General features: G+C 49.5%; 21 protein-coding genes, 2 tRNA genes and 1 pseudogene. 5 read left to right on the top strand and 19 right to left on the bottom strand.

Going from position 1 to position 19,590, the window contains the following annotated elements:
- Positions 1 to 47 precede the first annotated feature (47 nt).
- Together BN162_RS18530 and BN162_RS02500 are read right to left on the bottom strand one after the other, a co-directional pair.
- A complete protein-coding gene (locus BN162_RS18530; protein WP_020223483.1) occupies positions 48 to 209 on the bottom strand; it encodes a hypothetical protein in 162 nt (53 codons plus the stop codon).
- A 39-nt stretch (positions 210 to 248) separates the two neighbouring features.
- Complete coding sequence (locus tag BN162_RS02500; protein ID WP_020223482.1) at positions 249 to 914, bottom strand: hypothetical protein; 666 nt, start codon at positions 912 to 914, stop codon at positions 249 to 251.
- 61 nt (positions 915 to 975) lie between these two features.
- On the opposite strand from BN162_RS02500, the gene BN162_RS02495 reads away from it, so the two are divergent.
- Entirely contained in the window at positions 976 to 1,230 is a 255-nt protein-coding gene (locus BN162_RS02495; RefSeq protein ID WP_020223481.1) for a DUF3892 domain-containing protein, read from the top strand.
- 161 nt (positions 1,231 to 1,391) lie between these two features.
- On the opposite strand, the gene BN162_RS02490 is transcribed toward BN162_RS02495, so the two are convergent.
- The 8 genes from BN162_RS02490 to BN162_RS02460 form a co-directional block, all read right to left on the bottom strand.
- Entirely contained in the window at positions 1,392 to 1,991 is a 600-nt protein-coding gene (locus BN162_RS02490; protein ID WP_147612130.1) for a hypothetical protein, read from the bottom strand.
- The gene (locus tag BN162_RS02485) at positions 1,976 to 2,485 is read right to left on the bottom strand and encodes a tRNA (cytidine(34)-2'-O)-methyltransferase (RefSeq protein WP_020223478.1); all 510 of its coding nucleotides are present in this window, start codon (positions 2,483 to 2,485) and stop codon (positions 1,976 to 1,978) included. The genes BN162_RS02490 and BN162_RS02485 overlap by 16 nt, the downstream gene beginning before the upstream one ends.
- Complete coding sequence (locus BN162_RS19180; RefSeq protein ID WP_051032502.1) at positions 2,482 to 2,757, bottom strand: lipoprotein intramolecular transacylase Lit; 276 nt, start codon at positions 2,755 to 2,757, stop codon at positions 2,482 to 2,484. Before BN162_RS19180 ends, BN162_RS02485 begins: the two co-directional genes overlap by 4 nt.
- On the bottom strand, positions 2,748 to 3,179 hold the full coding sequence (locus BN162_RS19175; RefSeq protein ID WP_051032501.1) for a lipoprotein intramolecular transacylase Lit: 432 nt from the start codon (positions 3,177 to 3,179) through the stop codon (positions 2,748 to 2,750). The genes BN162_RS19180 and BN162_RS19175 overlap by 10 nt, the downstream gene beginning before the upstream one ends.
- Positions 3,166 to 3,756, bottom strand: a complete 591-nt coding sequence (locus BN162_RS02475; RefSeq protein ID WP_020223477.1) for an XTP/dITP diphosphatase — start codon at positions 3,754 to 3,756, stop codon at positions 3,166 to 3,168. Before BN162_RS02475 ends, BN162_RS19175 begins: the two co-directional genes overlap by 14 nt.
- Positions 3,753 to 5,393 (bottom strand): B12-binding domain-containing radical SAM protein, encoded by a 1,641-nt coding sequence (locus BN162_RS02470; protein ID WP_020223476.1) that lies wholly within the window; start codon positions 5,391 to 5,393, stop codon positions 3,753 to 3,755. The genes BN162_RS02475 and BN162_RS02470 overlap by 4 nt, the downstream gene beginning before the upstream one ends.
- Positions 5,394 to 5,527: 134 nt before the next feature.
- Positions 5,528 to 6,508: a hypothetical protein gene (locus tag BN162_RS02465; protein WP_020223475.1), complete on the bottom strand. Its 981-nt coding sequence runs from the start codon at positions 6,506 to 6,508 to the stop codon at positions 5,528 to 5,530.
- Complete coding sequence (locus BN162_RS02460; RefSeq protein WP_020223474.1) at positions 6,508 to 7,584, bottom strand: M42 family metallopeptidase; 1,077 nt, start codon at positions 7,582 to 7,584, stop codon at positions 6,508 to 6,510. Before BN162_RS02460 ends, BN162_RS02465 begins: the two co-directional genes overlap by 1 nt.
- A 141-nt stretch (positions 7,585 to 7,725) precedes the next feature.
- Between BN162_RS02460 and BN162_RS02455 the strand changes: the two genes are divergently transcribed.
- Together BN162_RS02455 and BN162_RS02450 are read left to right on the top strand one after the other, a co-directional pair.
- Positions 7,726 to 7,800, top strand: a tRNA-Gln gene (locus BN162_RS02455).
- A gap of 148 nt (positions 7,801 to 7,948) precedes the next feature.
- Positions 7,949 to 8,326: a YkvA family protein gene (locus BN162_RS02450; protein WP_040451363.1), complete on the top strand. Its 378-nt coding sequence runs from the start codon at positions 7,949 to 7,951 to the stop codon at positions 8,324 to 8,326.
- 294 nt (positions 8,327 to 8,620) lie between these two features.
- Here BN162_RS02450 and BN162_RS02445 read toward each other — a convergent pair.
- Positions 8,621 to 8,695: transfer RNA gene (locus tag BN162_RS02445), tRNA-Gln, on the bottom strand.
- Between the two features lie 388 nt (positions 8,696 to 9,083).
- Here BN162_RS02445 and gltX point away from each other — a divergent pair.
- Both gltX and BN162_RS02435 read left to right on the top strand, forming a co-directional pair.
- Positions 9,084 to 10,545: pseudogene (gltX, locus tag BN162_RS02440) on the top strand (glutamate--tRNA ligase).
- A 64-nt stretch (positions 10,546 to 10,609) separates the two neighbouring features.
- Entirely contained in the window at positions 10,610 to 11,896 is a 1,287-nt protein-coding gene (locus tag BN162_RS02435; RefSeq protein ID WP_020223472.1) for an adenylosuccinate synthase, read from the top strand.
- 63 nt (positions 11,897 to 11,959) lie between these two features.
- Here BN162_RS02435 and BN162_RS02430 read toward each other — a convergent pair whose 3' ends face one another.
- The 8 genes from BN162_RS02430 to BN162_RS18255 form a co-directional block, all read right to left on the bottom strand.
- Entirely contained in the window at positions 11,960 to 12,826 is an 867-nt protein-coding gene (locus BN162_RS02430) for an AraC family transcriptional regulator (RefSeq protein ID WP_020223471.1), read from the bottom strand.
- Between the two features lie 69 nt (positions 12,827 to 12,895).
- Positions 12,896 to 13,546 carry a hypothetical protein gene (locus BN162_RS02425; protein WP_020223470.1) on the bottom strand — a complete coding sequence of 217 codons (651 nt, stop codon included), beginning with the start codon at positions 13,544 to 13,546 and terminating at the stop codon, positions 12,896 to 12,898.
- 7 nt (positions 13,547 to 13,553) lie between these two features.
- Positions 13,554 to 14,243: a hypothetical protein gene (locus BN162_RS02420; protein WP_020223469.1), complete on the bottom strand. Its 690-nt coding sequence runs from the start codon at positions 14,241 to 14,243 to the stop codon at positions 13,554 to 13,556.
- 117 nt (positions 14,244 to 14,360) lie between these two features.
- Positions 14,361 to 15,254 carry an SPL family radical SAM protein gene (locus BN162_RS02415; RefSeq protein WP_020223468.1) on the bottom strand — a complete coding sequence of 298 codons (894 nt, stop codon included), beginning with the start codon at positions 15,252 to 15,254 and terminating at the stop codon, positions 14,361 to 14,363.
- A gap of 143 nt (positions 15,255 to 15,397) precedes the next feature.
- Positions 15,398 to 16,324, bottom strand: coding sequence for a helix-turn-helix transcriptional regulator (locus BN162_RS02410; RefSeq protein ID WP_020223467.1), 927 nt, complete (start codon positions 16,322 to 16,324; stop codon positions 15,398 to 15,400).
- A gap of 213 nt (positions 16,325 to 16,537) precedes the next feature.
- Positions 16,538 to 17,617: a tetratricopeptide repeat-containing glycosyltransferase family 2 protein gene (locus BN162_RS02405; protein WP_020223466.1), complete on the bottom strand. Its 1,080-nt coding sequence runs from the start codon at positions 17,615 to 17,617 to the stop codon at positions 16,538 to 16,540.
- A complete protein-coding gene (locus tag BN162_RS19120) occupies positions 17,614 to 18,396 on the bottom strand; it encodes a collagen-like protein (RefSeq protein ID WP_222704900.1) in 783 nt (260 codons plus the stop codon). Before BN162_RS19120 ends, BN162_RS02405 begins: the two co-directional genes overlap by 4 nt.
- Before the next feature lie 503 nt (positions 18,397 to 18,899).
- A complete protein-coding gene (locus tag BN162_RS18255) occupies positions 18,900 to 19,433 on the bottom strand; it encodes a BclA C-terminal domain-containing protein (RefSeq protein WP_280109966.1) in 534 nt (177 codons plus the stop codon).
- Between the last annotated feature and the right edge of the window lie 157 nt (positions 19,434 to 19,590).

Genomic DNA, 19,590 nt, shown 5'->3' with positions numbered 1-19,590 from the left:
ACCTCCTGTACGTTTGCCGTTTTGAGTCTGATTTTATGATCGGATTCCTATTCGTCTTCTTCAAAATCCTGGATATAGTAGTCCCGTTCCAAATCCATAATATGCCGCGCATGCCGCGAACTGAAATGCTTGACGATCTGGAACACTGCTATGATCAAAAGAAGGGCGAGAAAGGCAACAGATAAAAAGTCATTGATGTTTTCGATCATTTTCTATCACCTCTGCTGCCTATTATACTGGACTTTCAGCTAATTTTCAAATAGAGCGCCCTCAGCGATGAAAAAAACCGGTGTAGTTAAGATCAAAGCCTTTCCTTGCGGGCGGATCCAGAACCGTCCGCCTTCACAGATTGCCAAAGCGGTTCCCTGAACTAGTCCTTCTTTCTGCAGGCAGGCGTACACGCATACCACACCTTCAGGACTGCTGCAGATCCGTCCCTGAATGGGTACGGCGGAATCCAGATAAAAAGTGTGTTCGTCGAGAACGCGCCAGCGATGCACCGCATGGGCCGGCGGATCCCAGGGCAGAATCCCCTTTCCCCGGCATTCATGATCGCCGTAATAGCCGATCAGATCAGAGACAGCCTGCGGCCGGGGCAGGCACAGGGCGATTCCGTTTTTCTCTATAAACCACGTGATCCAGCGATCCTGTATTCGGATTGTCCCCCGCGTTTCAGCATACGTTCGTTTCTGCCAGGCAGCCTGAGCCAGAACCGCCGCCAGCAGCGAAGGTCCGTCATTGCCCTCTGCATCCATCGGATACTCGAAAACGCCCTCGCCCTCATGGATGCCGGCAAGCTGATCTCCGGCGATGCCCTGTCTGGGGCTTAAGATCCGGGCTCCGCTTTGCGCCTGCGGTTTACCGTCAATCAGAACAGTCGAAAGATCGGCAGCTTGGAATTTCCAAAATTTCACAATATCACCTCAAGTATATTTATGACGACCGGGTTCAGAATAATGTCAGGAGGCGATAAATATGGCAAGAAAAAACGAGAAAACTGAATCCGGCAAAGAACGTTTCGTCGCTGTTCGTAAGAACAACGAAGGAAACCTGTGTGAATTCAAATCCAACACAGGCAAGGTCTATGACTATGAGATGGCTATCGAAGCTATCGAACAGGGCAAGATCGAAGGCGCTATGCTGTTTACAGGCCGTGACGGAAAGCAGCACATCCGTTCTAAGAACGATGGCGATCCGAACACGAAATTCTCTAACCTGAAAGAGTTCTAAGTTTTCCTCCTTAACTCAATCAGGGTTGCCGGACAACCACTTCCGGTACCGAAAAAGCAGGGCAAAATCCCTGCTTTTTTCGTTTTTCTGACATGTCCGAAACCGGTTCTCTTTTTTGGCAGTCAGAGAATACCGGTTTCTTTCATCCATTTTATACCTTTTCAGTCCAGCTGCTTCATCTTGTTTTCCGGCGCTAGAAAATCATTGTACAAGGCCAGCGGAATCTGAATCAACGCCAGCATCAGCTGCAGCGTCGACAATGTGCCGACCGCAATTCCGGCATAGGCAAATTTCTGAATCGCTTTCAGCGTCGTCAGCGAAGCATAGCTCTGCGCCACAAAGATTCCGCCTAAGCCCAGCGTCAAAAGCTCGCAGAAAACCAACAGCAGCAGACCCCGGCGTTTCCGCCGAATATTTTTATCCTTACCGCGCTGCGCTGAAAACATCAGCGTAACGATGAGAAAGCCAATCTGCGGCCCCGCCAGCGCCCGCAAGGCGCTGCTCAGCCAGTCGGAAGCGTTCAGCGGCGTTGCCAAAAGATTTAAGATCATTCGTCCCAGCCAGGTCTGCTCGACCCAGACGTGCGTGGTCAGCGCCATGATGTCTTCAACGCTGCGCAGCTGCACTAATAAATATCCCAAGCGCGCATTGGCAAAGCTGAACACCGCGGCACACCCGCAGCCGATACAGAACAGGACACAGATCCGCCGTTTTTCGGTTTGCAGCAGACGGTTGAACAGCGTGATCATACCAACAGCCAATCCTCTCCCTTAATTTGTTCAGTCTTGCTTAAGCCGGGATAATCCAGCTGCCGCAGCACCTCATAAACGCAGATCGCGACGCAGTTGCTTAAGTTCAGACTGCGCGCATCGGCAACCATCGGCAGCCGCGCACAGCGGTCGAGATGAGGACGCAGAATCGCTTTGGGAATTCCCGTGCTCTCCCTGCCAAACACCAGATAAATATCTGTCTGCGCCTGAGTATAGTCAAAATCGGCCGGCGGCTGTTTTCCATACCGGGTTAAAAAGTAAAACTCCCCTTGCGGATTCGCTTCGCAGAAAGCATCCCAGTTTGGATATACGCTCATCTCCAGCTTATCCCGATAATCCATGCCGGACCGGCGGATTTTCTGTTCGTCCAGTGAAAATCCCAGCGGTTCAATCAAATGCAGCCGACAGCCCGCTGCAACGCAGGTCCGCATGATATTGCCGGTATTCTGCGGAATTTCCGGTTCGTATAAAACAACATGAATCATGCTTTAACCCCTCCTTTGCTTTGATACCAAGCTAATCCCAAACAAAGCAGATAGCCTAAGGCAAAACCGCCCAGAATCCGAAATACCAGATGAAAGAAGAAGGTTTCCGGAACCATCATAATTAAAATATCCGTATTGGGATCCAGCAGCCATAAATTATTGCGGAAAAAAATATGATGGAACATCGTCCAAAATTCATTAAAATCCAAAAAGGCATAGAACGCCAGCGCGCCGGCCAGCCCCATCAGCACCGCGGAAGTTTTCAAAAACATCTTCGCAGTCGGCTTGCGCAGCGCTTTATTTTTTTGACCGCCAGCACAACCACGCCCGCAATGACGATAACCAAGGCCAGATTGCGCACCGTCATCGCATTGAGATACAGCGCCTGGACATCGACCATGTGATCCTTTTCCCGCTGATTGAAGACTTCCTGTACTTCGCCGCCAACCACGGCCTGCACTTCGAGATGATCACGCTTGCCCTGGATATAATCCAGCAGCACGTTGGTTGTCAGATCCAGATCTTCCTGGCTCATGCCGATCGTTTCGGCGGTATTCAGCTCACGGTACTGCTGCGCATAAAACGGCCGGCTGAAACAGTTGAGATCAACAGAAGTCAGAATCAGCAACGCGATCAGGGCAACCGACCAGACAACCTGCCCGATCTGGATCAGCCTGGAATTAGTTTTCTTCATGATGTAAATACTCCATTAACAGCCGCATCGCCTTGCCGCGGTGGCTGACTTCGTTTTTTTCCTCTTCACTGGCCTCAGCCAACGTTTTGCCCAGCGGCGGATAGAAAAAGATCGGATCGTAGCCAAACCCCTTATCCCCACTAGGCGCAAACGCAACAGTGCCCTCAACGGTCCCTTCAAACACCTCTGTCGGCTTGTCTGGACGGGCTAAGGCAATCGCGCAGACAAAGCGGCAGGTCCGGTCGGCCTGATCGGCAACGCGCTCAATGAGATTTTGATTTTTAATCTCATAGCTAGTATCATGGCCTAAATACCGCGCGGAATACACACCCGGTTCTTTGTTCAGCGCATCGATTTCCAATCCCGAATCATCGGAAATGACCGCACAGCCCAACTGAGCGCATAACGCTTCCGCCTTGATCACGGCATTCGCCGCAAAGGTCGTCCCCGTTTCCTGCGGCTCCTCAAACTGGCCGCATTCCTGCATGGAGATCACCTGAATCCCAAGCGGGGTAAATAAAGTCCGAAATTCCTCGATTTTATGCTGATTCCCCGACGCGATAATAATTCTGTTCATTTCTCTAAAACCTCCTCATTCATCCAGATCCGCCGCAGCTCCCCGTCGGCCAGAACAATCTGGATCTGTCTTTGACCGGCATGCCAGCCAAAGTCAATTTGGGTATAATTATAAACCTGCTGTTCATCAAAATCCATCTGCTGAACTAAAATTCTGCGGATTTCTTTCCGCTGCTGAGCATTCACATGCGTGATCGCCAGCGGTTTTTGACGCTGTGCGGACTGCATCAGATAATCGGTATTCACCCGAGCCTGGGCTTCCTGCGCCTCTAAATCCCCAAGCAAGGCCGCAATCAGCTGTTCATACAGATCTTTCAGCTGATAGGGATGCGGCAGCCGCTGCAGAAAAGCGCCGGCCCGCGCCATCAACGCAAAAGGACTTAAATCCGGATGATCTTGAAACACCTCCTGCAAACACTTTCGGCAGCGTCCGCTGTTGAGCAGCTTTTCAGTTGCCAGATCCACGCATTTTACAACCTCAAGATCAGCCGGACTCAGCCAGGCGGTTTCACACACCGAATAAGGCGGCTGGAATTCAAATTTCATCTGCCATCCTTCCGCAAGATTCATCATCGACGTCCCTTTCAGCAGTTTCAGAATGCCCACCTGCAGTTCACTGGGGGCAATCGCAAACAATCCGTTGTAAGAACGCTCAAAGCTGGCCAAATCTTCATAGGGCAGCCCGGCGATCAGATCCAGATGACAGAGGTAGCCGTGGTTCAATAATCGGCGGGTAACTTCGATCAGCCGCGGGTTATTCTGTCTGCGACAAACGGCTTCCAGGGTTTTGACATTCAGTGACTGAACGCCGATTTCAAAGCGATATCGGGACGGCAGAGCTTCCCGCTCAAAGAAATCCAGCATCGCTTCACTGATCGTATCGGCGACGACTTCAAACTGAAAATTAATTGTCGGCGGCAGGGTTTCGATAAAGCGCGCAATCCGCAGTGCCCGCTGGGGCATGACGTTGTAGGTTCGATCGAGAAATTTAACCTGTTTGACGGCATGCTTGGCTAACGGCGCCAACTGCCGCAATACGTAATCTTCGGAAAACATCCGCACTTGATTGTCGGCTGAGGACAGACAATAAGCACAATGATACGGACAGCCGCGGGATGTTTCCAGATACAGATAGCGATGCGCCATGGAATCGGCGTCCATTGCCAGCCAATACGGACTCTCCAGCGTTTCCAGCCAGTTCAGGTCAACCCGGGCATACGCCATCGGACTGATGTAATCATGGCTGACATAGCCGTCGATATCCTGATCCCCGCGTACAGCCTGCCAGAATGTCTTTTCCCCTTCTCCCCGCAGCACAGCTTCAATTCCCGTATCCAGCCAGGCGGCGCACTCATAGGAAACTTCCGGCCCGCCGATCAAAATCCGAACCTGCGGCAGCTTGCGCTTCAGGATGGCGATCCACGCGCGGGTCTGACGGGCATTCCAGATATACACCGATATCCCGATCACCTCCGGCTTCCGCAGCGCAATTTGATCACTGATCTGTTCCAGATCATCTTTAATCACAAATTCCATCAGTTCAACGTCCGCTTCGGGAATTCGGCTGACATACAGCCAGCGCAGCGCCAGATTTTTATGAATATATTTGGCGTTGAGCGTGGTAAGCACAACTTTCATATTTTATCACCTTTGCTATTCTAGCAGAAATCTTTCAGCTTGACCATCCCGCCGGCTTAGAGACAAGGCTTCCCTTAGGCATAATAAAAGATCTTCTCCCGGTCCATTGCAGAACTGAAGGGAAAAGATCGGATTTAAGCGTCAGTTTCTTCATCAATCCACACGGCTGTAGGCACTTCGTTGAGAAGCTGATCGATCAGACGGTTCATTTCATCCACGCTGCGGCTGTTGTTTCTGGCGGAGAGCAGCGTCGTCCAGGTCTGGGGTTCCTCCGTTCGCTGAACCTGCAGCAGCATCATCGGCATCTGGAAGCTCTCAAAGCGCCGGCGGCAGCGCAGCCGCAGAATCGACGACAACGGCACGATCCGCAGCGTTTTTCCCGTTTCCAGCAGGATACCGTGATGAACAATCAGCTTAAAAGAAGGATAGTAAGCCGCCTGCGTAAAATCCTCAGCCAGCTGTCCGTACAGCCCGCCTTCCTCGGCATCGATTAACTGCATGCGGGCGTTTTTTATGTTTGCGCGGGCACTGAGGATCAAAATCAGACCGGCAATGCCAATCCCGACCAGAACCATGACATTGGCCAGCGGAAAGGCATGTCGTGCCCCTTCCACCAGCATCATCGCGCCGATTTCCTGCGGCAGCGAGGTCATGTCAACATTTTCATCGATCAGCAGCTGCACGACTTCCAGCGCATATTCCTGCAGCTGTTCAGGAATGGCCGCGCTCAGACCTTCAACCACAATCGGCAGCGGTGCGATCTGTGTTTCGCCATAGCTGTAATCAATGATCGGCTGACAACGCTTCGCTGTTTCCTCACTCAGCATGACAATTCGCCATGACAGTCCGTCGGAAGCTAAATAATAATGATTGGTTTTGTAGCCGTCGCTGCCGCTGGCAAATTCTTCAGTACACAGCTGAATTTCATATTTTGCCCGTTCGTTGAGCAGCCTTACCTCAGTTAAAGGCATCGGCGCTGCCGGCTTGAACATGCGGTTAAGCAACCATGGCGAGGACAACGACCCTGCCAATAGGATAATGCCCAAGATCATCCGCCAGCGGTTTCGCTTAAAGACCGCGTCAATCGGTCCCAGCGTTCTCCATGGGGATTCCATTACAGCCCAGCCACATCGGCAGCCGTAACGGTATCGATCACCGCTTTGGCCAAGGCCACTGCCGCTTCTACATCCGCCAGCGAAGCGATGCCGTGATGGGAATGAATATAACGAACTGGAATGCCCAGGACAACCGTTGGAATTCCACGCTGGCTCAGCTGAATCATTGCACCGTTATTTCCGCCGCCGCTGCGCACCGATTCCTGAACTGGAATCTGACGTTGATGTGCCAGGTCCAGCACCTGCCGCATCCACCGCGGATTGGCAATGATCGACCGATCCATATGCCGCAGCATCGGTCCTTTTCCCATCGCAGTCTGACACAGCCAATCCTCGGTAAAGGTATCGTCAGCCGGACAGCCCTCAAAAACAATCGCAACATCAGCTTCCAGCTGATGGAGTGCCGTTTGTATTCCGCGGTCGCCGACTTCCTCCTGACTGGACAGACAGGCGCAGACCGCATTGCGGTGTCCGGCCGGATCAATCTGGTCCAGCGTTTCTAACATCGCCGCAACGCCGATCCGACAATCCAGCGCTTTGCCGACCACAAGTCCCCGCTCATGCTGAATTTCGCAGGCCACATCCGGCACCACCGGAGCGCCGATATCAATTTGAAAAATATCGCGGGTCTCTTCGAAGGAACGCGAGCCGACATCAATCACCATCGTGCTGATGTCCGAAGCCGCATGACGTTCCCTTTCCGTCATAAAATGTACAGGTTTGGCGGCGACAATGCCGCTGATATACTCACCCTGACGGTTTCTGACTTTTACTTTATGTGCAGAAACGTTGTTTGCAGCCCAGCCGCCTAACGGCAGAAATGTCAGCGTACCGTTTGGTTTAATCGCCTGAACCATAAATCCCAGCTCATCGCTGTGAGCGTCCAGCAATACTTTCACTTCCCCGCCGAAAGCTTTCGGCTTGATGATTAAATTTCGCATGTGATCCTCAGCGATAACATAGCGCTCTGAGTCAATCCATCGCCGGGCTTCCGCAATGGCCTGATCCTCAAAACCAGATACACCATAGGCGTCACTGAGCCTTTGAATCATCGTCAGCCGTTGTTCTGAATTCATAAAATCCCCTCACTTCATCTTTCATTGTAATCAGGAAGCGAATTTTTTGTCAACGTCAATTCCAACTTTTACCGACAAAAGAAAAAATTACAGGGTTGACATTCTATGAAAAAAGGGTAGAATATAAAAGCACCAAGTCATTGGGATGTAGCCAAGCGGTAAGGCTGTGGACTCTGAATCCACCATGCAAAGGTTCGAATCCTTTCATCCCAGCCATAGAAAAGTGAAACCATCCAGCCGGATGGTTTTTTTGTCTTTGCGGATGAAAGGATTGACCCACAGCCCCGCTTTTCCTTATAATGAAAAAACAAAGGAATGCTTGATGACCCATATTCGTATGCAGAAAGCAAATAAGGACTTCCCGATGCCAAAAAATGATATCAAAAACCAATTCAGGGCAAAAATCAAAACCTGCAAGGCAGCCCTGCCCGCATTATACAGCGCTTTCAAAGATCCGCGGACGCCGAATCTGGCTCGTTTTTTATGCTTCCTGACAGTCGGCTACGCCCTGTCCCCGATTGATCTGATTCCTGATTTCATCCCGATTCTGGGTGCTTTGGATGATCTGCTTCTGCTTCCGCTGATGATCACAGCCGCGATCAAATTAATTCCCGCAGAAGTTTGGCAGGAATGTCAGGCACAAGCGCAGGCACTGCCTCCGAAGCAGCGGCGTTATGCAGTTCCAATCGCTCTGTTTTGGCTAATCGTTCTGCTTTTGCTTTTGAAAGTGTTTTTCCATTAACGACTCCAACCGGCACAATTCTCACTGTCGAGCATTGAATCACTTCCGGAAAAAGTATGATATAGAACACTTCCTGATTCATCAGTATTTCCTTTGAATGACTGCACGCAGCTTTTCAAAATGCGAAGTATGTTAAAAACAGCTTGATTATTTCACTATGTTCTTTTACGCCAAGCGATGTCGTGTATTTGCTTGATTTTATCCCCGCTTAAATCCGGATGGCTTTCATCCCAGCTGCCAATATTGATTATAAAAGCATAAAAAAACTCATCCGCAGATGAGGGTTTTATTTTATGGCTGGGATGAAAGGATTCGAACCTTTGCATGGTGGATTCAGAGTCCACAGCCTTACCGCTTGGCTACATCCCAATTTGGCTTGCTCTTATATTTTACGCTTTTTTATTAAAATGTCAATCAGAAATTTTAAAAATTCTGCTGCGCCGGGCCGTAAAAACCGAACTTCCTGGTTCAGAGTTTTGTCTGCCGTCATGAATGAAACAAACTGCGCACCAGAAACAGATAAAGGCTCTTTGAAGCTTCCCTTCTTCTTCATTAGGGGTCATTAAAAAAGGATGTTAATTTGCCTTTGCTTAATCTGAATACAGCTCAGATTAAGCTGAATTCAGGCTACTTTTTCCAGGCGCTGAACTTTCTCTAAAAAACCAGGTGAAAAAGCGCCGTTTTCTGGAAAGATCAAATTGCACTTAAGGTTAAGTTAAGGTACAATAAGAAAGGTTTTAGAAAAGGAAGCGTGAAAATGGAAAAAGTTAGAACTAGATTTGCACCCAGCCCTACAGGCTACATGCACATCGGAAATCTTCGCACAGCCCTTTACGAATACCTGGTCGCAAAAAAGGATGACGGAACCTTCATCCTGCGGATTGAAGATACGGACCAGGAACGTTTGGTTGAAGGCGCTGTAGATCTGATCTACTCCACATTAAAGGAATGTGGCCTGGAGCATGATGAAGGACCGGACATCGGCGGTGATTATGGCTCCTATGTTCAGTCGGAACGCATGGCTTCCGGCATTTATAAAGAATATGCGGAAAAGCTGATCGAACTGGGCGGTGCGCATTACTGCTTCTGCAGTGAAGATGACATCCACCATCAGAAGGAAGAAGCAGAAGCGAAAGGCGTATCCTTCAAGTACAACGATCCCTGCCACAACATGACGCTGGAAGAAGCCCGGCAGCGGATTGCCAACGGTGAGAAGTACGTCGTGCGGCAGAACATCCCGCTGACCGGAACCACATCGTTTGAGGATGAAGTTTACGGCCATATTGAAGTTGAAAACAGCATCCTGGATGAAAGCATTCTGCTGAAATCGGATGGATTCCCGACCTACAATTTTGCCAACATTATCGATGATCATATGATGAACATCACCCATGTTGTCCGCGGCAACGAATATCTTTCCTCAACGCCGAAATACAATCTTGTTTATCAGACGTTTGGCTGGAACATTCCAAAGTACATCCATCTGCCGCCGGTCATGAAAGATGAGCATCATAAGTTAAGCAAGCGTAACGGTGATGCTTCATTCCAGGATCTGGTCGCTAAGGGTTATCTTCCAGCGGCAATTCTCAACTACATTGCCTTGTTAGGCTGGTCACCGGAAACCGAGCAGGAAATCTACTCGCTGGACGAACTGAAAAAAAGCCTTCTCTGTGGAGCGCATCAGCAAGTCGCCGGCGATCTTCGATATCGAAAAACTGACATGGATGAACGGCATGTATATCCGCAGTATGGCATTGGAACAGTTCCATCAGCTGGCGCTGCCGCATCTGCATAATGCGGTCAAAGGCGATTTCGATCTGCTTGAGATCAGCAAGATCCTGCAGCCGCGCGTATCAACGCTCAATGAAATTGATGAAATGGTGGATTTCTTTGATGTTCTGCCGGAATATGACATCGCTATGTATACGCACAAGAAGATGAAAACCAATTCAGAAATTGCCCTGTCTTCCTTAAAGCAGGCCCGCACACTGCTGCAGAATCTTCCGCAGTGGAGCGAGGAAGCCATTCATGATTCATTGATGAATCTGATTCAGGAATTGGGCATCAAGAATGGTCAGATGCTGTGGCCGGTCCGTACAGCTCTCAGCGGCAAGCAGTTTACCCCGGGCGGCGCGATTGAAATCGCTCATATTCTGGGACAGGCTGAAGCCCTGCGCCGAATGGATATCGGCATCGCCAAATTAAGCGAACAGGCGTAATTCGTCCTGTTCCCCCTGCCGCTTCAAAACCAAATCCATATTAAAGAAAGGTTGGAATACAATTATGGCTGGATATGTCGTCGTCGGATCCCAATGGGGTGATGAAGGAAAAGGAAAAATCGTTGACGTTTTGGGAGAACAAATGGACATGGTCGTCCGCTTCCAGGGCGGCAACAATGCCGGACACACCGTTGTCGTCGAAGGCGAAAAAACGGTTCTGCATTTACTGCCCTCGGGCGTTCTGCATCAGGATGCACTGTGCATCATCGGCCCGGGAGTCGTCGTTGATCCGTTTGTACTGCTGAAAGAAATCGATGAACTGGAGTCCCGCGGCGTAAATACCGAACATGTTAAAATCAGCGGCCGTGCGCATCTGATCATGCCGTATCATGTTAAACTGGATGAACTGCAGGAAACGCGGCTGGCCGGCAATAAAATCGGTACAACCAAACGCGGAATCGGTCCTTGCTACGCCGACAAATACACTCGTATCGGTCTGCGTGCCTGCGATCTTGTTGATTTCGATAACTTCAAATCCAAGCTGGCAACGACCCTTTCGATCAAAAACGAACAGATTGTCAAGTTATATGGTGAACAGCCGTTTGATTATGAAGCCCTTGCTGAACAATTCAAGGAAATCCGCGAACGTCTGCTTCCGCGCATTATCGATGCTGTAACGACGGTCAATGACGCTCTGGATCAGAATCAGAATGTTCTGTTTGAAGGCGCTCAGGCTAACATGCTGGATATCAACTACGGAACCTATCCGTATGTCACTTCGTCCAGTCCGACTGCGGCGGGTGTCTGCGAAGGTGCAGGTGTCAGTCCGTTTAAACTGGACCATGTCATCGGCGTGGTTAAAGCCTACTCTACCCGTGTCGGCGAAGGTCCGTTTATCACAGAGTTGCTGGATGAAACAGGCGAAGAACTGCGCAAAGCCGGTAATGAGTACGGTGCGACAACCGGCCGTCCGCGCCGCTGCGGCTGGCTTGATCTCTGCGTTGTTAAACAGGCTGCCCGAATCAACGGTCTGACTGATTTGGTCGTCACTAAGATTGATGTTCTCTCGCAATTCAAAACGCTGCCGGTCTGCATTGGCTATGAGCTCAACGGCAAGGTAACCACTTCGATTCCAGCTTCCTTAGAAGAGTATGCGAAAGCCAAACCGGTCTACCGCATGATGGAAGGCTGGGAGGAAGATATCACCGGCATCCGCAAGTTTGAAGAACTGCCGGAAAACTGCCGGAAATACCTTGCACTGATCGAAGAAATCACCGGCACCCGGATCTCCCTGGTTTCGGTAGGACCTGATCGTGAGAACAACATCATCCTTCATGATTTAACAAAATAAGCAAGCAAAAAGCTCGATTGTCAAAAATCGGGCTTTTTTTTGTTTTTCCATTTTTTCATTTTCTTAAAGTATTGGCACCCACACCCGAATTGTACTCAGCCCCTGGCTGTCGACCTGCTCCCCATATTGAACAAAGTCATATCGAGCCTGATCATTCAGCTGACAATCAGACGAAGCAAGCCAGCTTCCATAAATTAATTCCATGACCGGTTGCATGCTCGCTTCACATCGTCCGCGGTATTCAAAGACAACATAACGGCTGGCCGGCAGCACTAACTTTTCCATGCCTATCACGATGGCGGTTTCAGCGCTTACTTCCGCGGCAGCCCAATACGTGAAGGAAGGCCGATGAGAGCGGAGCTGAAAATCTGAATAATCGTTGACACCGACGAGAAAGTCGGGATCCTTACGATTTGCAATCCGCAGCTTGTTACGGTGCAGCCGCTGCCAGCATTGGCCGATTTTGCTGAAATCGCGGCGAATCTGAGTCCGATACCCGATCAGCTGCAGCGTCGGCCGCTCTATAAGATTGATTTCAAAATTCCGCAGCGCTTCCGGCTGTTGCTCGTTCAGCTCTACGATTTCCTGCAATGGCAAAAACACTTTTCGCTGCCGATAAGTCCGTGGACTGCAATGATAAAAAGCTTTAAACTGCCGGGCAAACGATCGTTGTGTCTGATAGCCACAGTCTAAAGCAATCGTCAGGATTGGATCCGTCGTTCCAATCAACCGGCGCGCCGCTTCGCTGATTCGCCTACGCTGAATATAACGATGAACTGAAATTCCGGTCATCGCTGTAAACATCCGATGCCAATGATATTTTGAATAGCCAAGAGCGGCCGTGATCGCATCCAAATCTAAATTCTCATCAAACAGATGAGCTTCAATTTTATCTACAGCTAAGCGGATTTGTGTCAGGTTTTTATTCATTTTCTTAATCCCTCCTGACATCATTTTATCTAATCCCGCTGTCATTTACGGCACCATTCTTGCGCTTTTTTATATAGTCCGTTCCTTACTTTGATGCTTTGACATTTCCGCTTCCTTCTGGGTTTCCTTTTTTAACTGAAGTTCAAGATAGTTTTCCAGCACCAGACCTGCGATCAGTAAAAATCCCCACCCCAGTAGCGTCAGCGACGGGAATTCGAAACTGAAATTGATTGAAGCGTACATCAGCGTTTCATATTCCTTTCTTGGAATCCAGTTTTGAATCACCGCCAGGATCAGCGGCATGCTGATTTCCAGCAGAGAACAGCTGATGAGAAAACAATTTCCCCGATGGCAGTCACGAACAACCTGAACATTGGATTGCGACTCCATCAAACGCTTTATAACTTTGCGGTAACAGAGCACAAATCCGATGACAAAAGCCAGCTCCGTTAAACCCCAGATCAAGACTGCCGCCGCATTCACGACAAACAAATTGGATTGGCTCAAATCATACTGAACCATGGTCCATCCAATGCCGCAAATCGCGATGAGCTGGATGAGAATCATCGCAACGGTGACTGCGACTAACAGCTGAGACAACATTTTAAACCTCTGCGGCAAAGTCTTTTGCCGATAGACTGCGATCACGCCAATCCATACGATTAGCAAGATCAGCTGTATTCCCCAGGCACTCTGAAACAGTTGAATGGCTGTCTGCATCCTTGCATCACTCCCTTTCCTTCCAAATATCCAGCCAAAGCCGATAGTTATAATTTTCCCAATTTCGCGGCATCAGCGTCACAATTCCCAGTTTCAGCTTCGTCTGCGGTTTTTCCATAATGAAAGATAAATTAAGATGGAAAGCCTCGCTGAGCGGATAATTGGTTTTGAGAATATAGCTGCCAAATACCGTCGTTTTGCCTAACCTTTGGCTTAACGGAATTCTCACCCACTGACAATCTCGCCAAAGACTGGTTTCATCCACAAGACTGTTATTCATATAAGCCTGTGAAGTTTCCGTCAAAGGATATTCCCCAACACCATTTCCGCTTTGATAATAATGATGCTGCGCAACCAGCTCAGCGTTTATCATTGAAAGCGGATAGTCCAGATCCTTGGTTGTGCGGCCTTCCGCAAGATACAGGCGCCGGCTGACTGCAGACTCAGCATCATTCTGAACATAATTCAGAAAGATCACATATTGATTCTCCGCATCCTTATACAGCCGGGCCAGCACAAAATGATCCGCTGTGCGATTTGAATCACTGGTTAAATAAACAAGCTGATGATCTTCAATATACTGCTTCTGCTGTGGCGTCAGGTTGATCGGATTCTCAGTCGTCAATGGCTGCGGATGAAGCAGACTGAAGGTCAGGACCATTCCCAATCCGGCTAGCAGAACAGCGCTGCGTTTCATCTTCCTCCCCTCCTTTGTTGATCTTCTAATTCTATTATAAAAGAAACGAAGCAAAAATACTAATCCTGCTTCGTCGATGTTTTCTTTTTGTAAGAATGATGCTTGAAGTATCCTGTTTTAAAAAAGGGAAATCTGCTGCGGAGCCCGGCTGAAACGATAGGCTTCGATAATTGCTTTCATCTGGGTCAGCATCCCCAACTGACGGCATTCGGTTTCAATCATGGCTTTCAGCTCATATGGATTGCGGCAAGCGCAACTGTAACGGCTGCCATAACGGCGCATATACTTTTCTTTTAGCCCCGGATACTGCACGTCCAAGCATTGGTAATAATAATCCCGCTGGCGATCACGCAGCGTCATTCCATAGCTGCAGTAAACAAACTGCGCGCCGGCCGCCTTGGCCTGAAGCAAAATCTGATGAATATTTTTTCGATTATCCGTGATGAACGGCAGCACCGGCATCAGCAGAACCCCGGTAAACAAACCGGCCTGGGACAGTTTGGCCATCGCTTCAAAGCGCTGTGAACTGGATGGGGCGTGGGGTTCGATTTGCTTTGCCAATTCATCCTCGGCAGCAGTGATCGTAAACTTACACAGCACCGGTGAATGCTGATGAATTTGCGTTAATAAATCAAGATCCCGGACCGCTAAAACGCCTTTGGTCGCAAACCCAACGCCGAAGCCATAACGGTCCAATAATGCCAGAGCTCCGCGCGTCACCTCCAGTTGTTTCTCAAAAGGATTATAGGGATCGGTCATCGCCCCATTCATCACTACACCCGTACGGCGCTTGCCTCTCAGTTCTTTTTCCAGCAGGATCAGCGCGTCTTTTTTTACCATAACCGTATCAAATTGGTCATTACCGTAACATTCGCTGCGGGAATCACAATAGATACAGCCGTGACAGCAGCCGCGGTATAAATTCATATTGTAATCGCCGCCGAACCACCACTGGCCGTTTTTCATCGGGGCTAACAGCGTCTTGGCGCTGATCTCAGGCACACTCTTCATTCACTTCACCCCTGCTCTCACTTGCATTCTTAGAGGAGTCCCAAACATGAGGACACCCAAACCTAGATAAAATCCTCAGAACTCTATTATTTTGGGATCTGATTAAAATATATCATTTCTTACCTGACAACGGGATGTCAAGTTTAAGGCTTTTTATGATCATAGACTTCCTCGTTGTACTGCCGCGCCAGCGCATTGATGCATCTGCGCATTTCTTCACGCAGTTTTTCCGGTGCTAAAACCTCCGTACAATCCGCCATCGACAACAAATAGCTTAACAGCCAGTCACCCGCAGGACAGGAAAACTGCACCGTCGTCATCTCGGGTCCGGAGTTCAGTTCAATTTGCTGAAAATCGTCCATAAGCCGGGCTATCCCCTGAGGCTGAACTTTCAAAGTAAGGGTCACACGCTCATCCCTTTCCGCCAGCGGCGTGATAATCGTTTCCGGCAGACTTCGCGGCTCAAAGCTCTCATCCAGCTCTTCGACCACACGCATCCGCACAATCTTAAAAAACCGTTCTTCCTTCCGCCATGTGCACCAGCCGTAGACATACCAGGCCTGAGCTTTAAACACCAGGCGCAGCGGCTCAACAACACGGTGTGTCGCTTCCCGATTGAGTCCGTAATAATGAAACTGAATTTTCTTATGGTTTAAGATCGCATGACGGAGAAGACTGAACAAATCCGGCTGATCCGCTGTCTTGGACCACAGCGAAAAATCCGCTTCTATCCAAGACTGCTGCGATTCACCCAACAAAGCCGATACTTTCTGCAGCACCTGGGTTTCTTCCGGGACGCCGGTAGAACGCAGGCCTTCCAATAACGCTGTCAGTTCCTGTTTCTCCGCTTTTGAAAAAACGGTCTTATTCAAGACGAAGGTATCCCACAGTTCGATTCCCCCGTCTTTTCCCCGGCGGGCATAAATGGGAATGCCTGCTTGCGACAGAAAATCAATATCGCGATAAATTGTCCGCACCGAAACTTCAAAACGGTCTGCCAGTTCCTGCGCTGTCAGTTTTTTCCGCTCCAAAAGCAAATAAACAATTTCAAAGCATCGATTCATCTGCATCGTGCAATCCTCACGTTTCTAAGCTCTTTCTTCTTTCTGATTATACCAGAACTTCCTGTTTGAGCAAAGAAAACAATGCCGCTGGGACATTGTTCATACTGAGATCTGAAAATTCTTGGAAAAGAGGAAGCATCTTCGGCAATCCATCCTTTCCGTTTTTTTTGATATTTTGCTTTCTTAGTCAGTTCTCGTTCCTTGTCAAACACTCCGTATTCAGTTTTTCAAATCCAGTTTACTTTTCAGATAAGCCCGATTATGCAGATAAGAAGGATCCTGCGGCTTTAAACTTCCGGCCTTCTCGTTGGCCTGCCAAGCCTGATCCCACTGCTGCATCTGATCATAGCAGCAGCACAGCCCGATCCAGGGGATATACCCATAACAATCCAGGTTGACAAATCCCCCCTGGTTCAATGGAATTGGTAATGTTGTAGCTAAACGATACCAGAAAACTGCGCACTCCCAATTCTTTTCGACATAGAAATAATACCCCAGTTCACAGCAGATTTCTCCTCGCGCAGGAGCATAACGAAAAGCATGAATCAAACTGGAAAATACTTTTTCCCTGTCCTTCAACGCCTGCCAGCATCGCGCCATGCCCAGACAGGCGTCAATTTTGTTTTCTTTCCATCCTGCCGGATCATTTAGAAAGATTTCATATTCCTTCAATGCAGCTTCATAGGATTGGTGATCGGCCAATTCCCGGGCGTAATAATACCGCTGCCGACAATCTAGGGAACCCTTGCTTTTCAATTTCTCCAGAATCCGCAGATTTCGCTGCGGATCTGCACAGTGAAGCTTATGGTGCTCAATTGCGATATCACTGATTATTCGTCGTGAGGAAAACGGAATTGTTTCATGCACAGCCCCCTGCCAGCGCAGATGCGCAGCCCGGCGAATCAGTCGTTCCCGCGGAAAGCAGAATGTCGGACGCCCCGCCCTGTCAAAGCCCGTGCGATACTGCATAATCACCATATCACACTGGTCGTTCAGCGTATGCTTTAAAGCAAGCAGTTTTTCCAGCTGATCCGGGGGCACAACATCATCGGCATCTAACCAGAGAATAAAATCCTGAGTTGCTTGATCAAATGAGAAATTCCGGGCTGCCGCAAAATCGTCCGTCCATGGAAAATCGACAAGCCTGGCATGATGTCGAGCAGCAATCACCCGAGTCCTGTCAACAGATCCTGTATCCACAATCACGATTTCCTCAACGGCTTTTTCAACGCTGCTTAAGCAGCGATCCAAAACATCCTCTTCATTTTTAACAATCATGCACAAACTGATCGTGATCATCGCTGCTCTCCGGTTAAAGTTCTGCGCAGTTTCAGGATCGTCAAAGTCAGCGTACATTCTGTGACTTCACCGCTTGAATTAAACGTAAGAGAAAACATCGTATCGGAAGGAACTTCAAGAATCATCGACACCGCGCCAAAAGCACTGGATCGGGATTCAGAAGACGTCATATAATAAATTCCGTATTCAAGATGAGCAGCCCCGTTGTAAAAGGGCGTAACCTGAATAAAATTAGCGCCTTTGACTAAACAGGATACCTCATAGTCAATCCAGTAAAAACCCGGCTTCAGTTCAATCCTTGTCGAATTATTCAGTACGATATTTCCAGTAGAATCCGCTGTCTGAATTCCCATAGGAATTAATTGCGCATCTTGAAATACTGCAGCAAAGTTAATAAAAGAAGCAAAAATATCTTCAGGTACGATCCCTTCCGGTCCTCTTGGGCCGGTGGGTCCAGTCACTCCGGCAATTCCCTGTGCTCCTGTTGGACCTTGCTGTCCGGTCGGCCCTATTGCACCGGTTAAGCCCTGCATGCCGCGAGGCCCCATTTCTCCGGTTGCACCTGTTGGACCTGTGGGACCAGGAATTCCCTGAATGCCAGTCGGACCGATTGGGCCGATTGCTCCAGTGGGACCAGGAATTCCCCTGCAGTCCCTGTAATCCTTGGGGGCCTGGTTCCCCCGCAGCACCCGTTGGGCCAGTCGGTCCCGTTGGCCCTGGGATACCTTGAGGTCCTTGCGATCCTGTTGGACCTTGCTGTCCGGTCGGCCCCATTGCACCGGTTAAGCCCTGCATGCCGCGAGGCCCCATTTCTCCGGTTGCACCTGTTGGACCTGTGACACCCATTGCACCCGGAATGCCCGCTGGGCCTGCTGGACCGGTAGCTCCAGTTTGACCTTGTATCCCCTGAGGCCCTTTGCAGCCGCGTGGTCCCCGCGGACCGGCAGGTCCGGGACATCCTCGAGGCCCCCGTGGGCCTGTAGGGCCCGGACATCTGCAGCAAGTCTTTTCATTCTCAGCTTCCGATTCAGACCAATCCAAGGATAAAGCATAATCCTGATTCTTCATCGAGTCACCCGCTTTCGATCATCCCAGATTATGCCGCGATAAGCGATCATTGACAGATACAGGCCCAGAAGACTTCAATTAATCGCTTCAGCACGCAAAAACAGCCGGATGTTCAAGCTGAACAAACCGGCCGTTAAAATACACCTGAAATTAAATTGATTACCTTGTCCTGGGTTTCATCTGGCTGCCGGCTTAGAGCAGAAAGCTTGCTTTTTCAGGATGAAACTGTCGGTATCGTATCTAGTTTTTTAACACTCAGCGTTGCAGTGACTCCGCTACTCAGCGTCAAAGTCAGTTCTAGGGATGATTCGACTTCAACTGTTAACACATCCCCTGCTGACAAAGTTTCCAATACACTTCCCGAATAAATAGACTCAACGCCAATTGCCAGAATATGCGTTTCCTCAGTGCTTGGAATTATCACTCCATTATTTCTGACAGACAGGGTAACCGCCGCTCCCAAGGAGGAGGAAGCGTTAAACATATAGTTAATCTCGTAAATACCAGGCTCTTCAATGGTCAGACTATCCGGTAAGTTAAACGTAACATTCTCTGCCGGCATCAGATCCGGCAACGGCAGCATACGCGGCGAGTTGACCGCTAAATCCAGCGTTTGCGCCATCGTGTTGTAGCGGCCGCCGTAGCTTATCAAACCGCCTCCTGCTCCGCCTGTCGGACCCGTCGGACCGGTTGGGCCGGTTGGACCCTCTAAACCTGTGGCTCCTGTAGGCCCCGTTGGCCCTTCCAACCCCTGAATGCCGCGCGGACCCGTTTCTCCAGTTTCTCCGGTTGGACCTATTGGACCTGTGGGACCTGTAGGTCCCGTAGCACCTGTAGCCCCAGTAGCTCCAGCAGGACCTGTCGGACCGGTTGGGCCGATCACTCCCGTTGCACCGGCTATACCG

This window comes from Holdemania massiliensis AP2 (assembly GCF_000327285.1).
GTDB lineage: Bacteria > Bacillota_I > Bacilli_A > Erysipelotrichales > Erysipelotrichaceae > Holdemania > Holdemania massiliensis.
The sequence above is the reverse complement of the archived record's forward strand: the minus strand, read 5'-3'. Positions and strand labels throughout refer to the sequence as shown.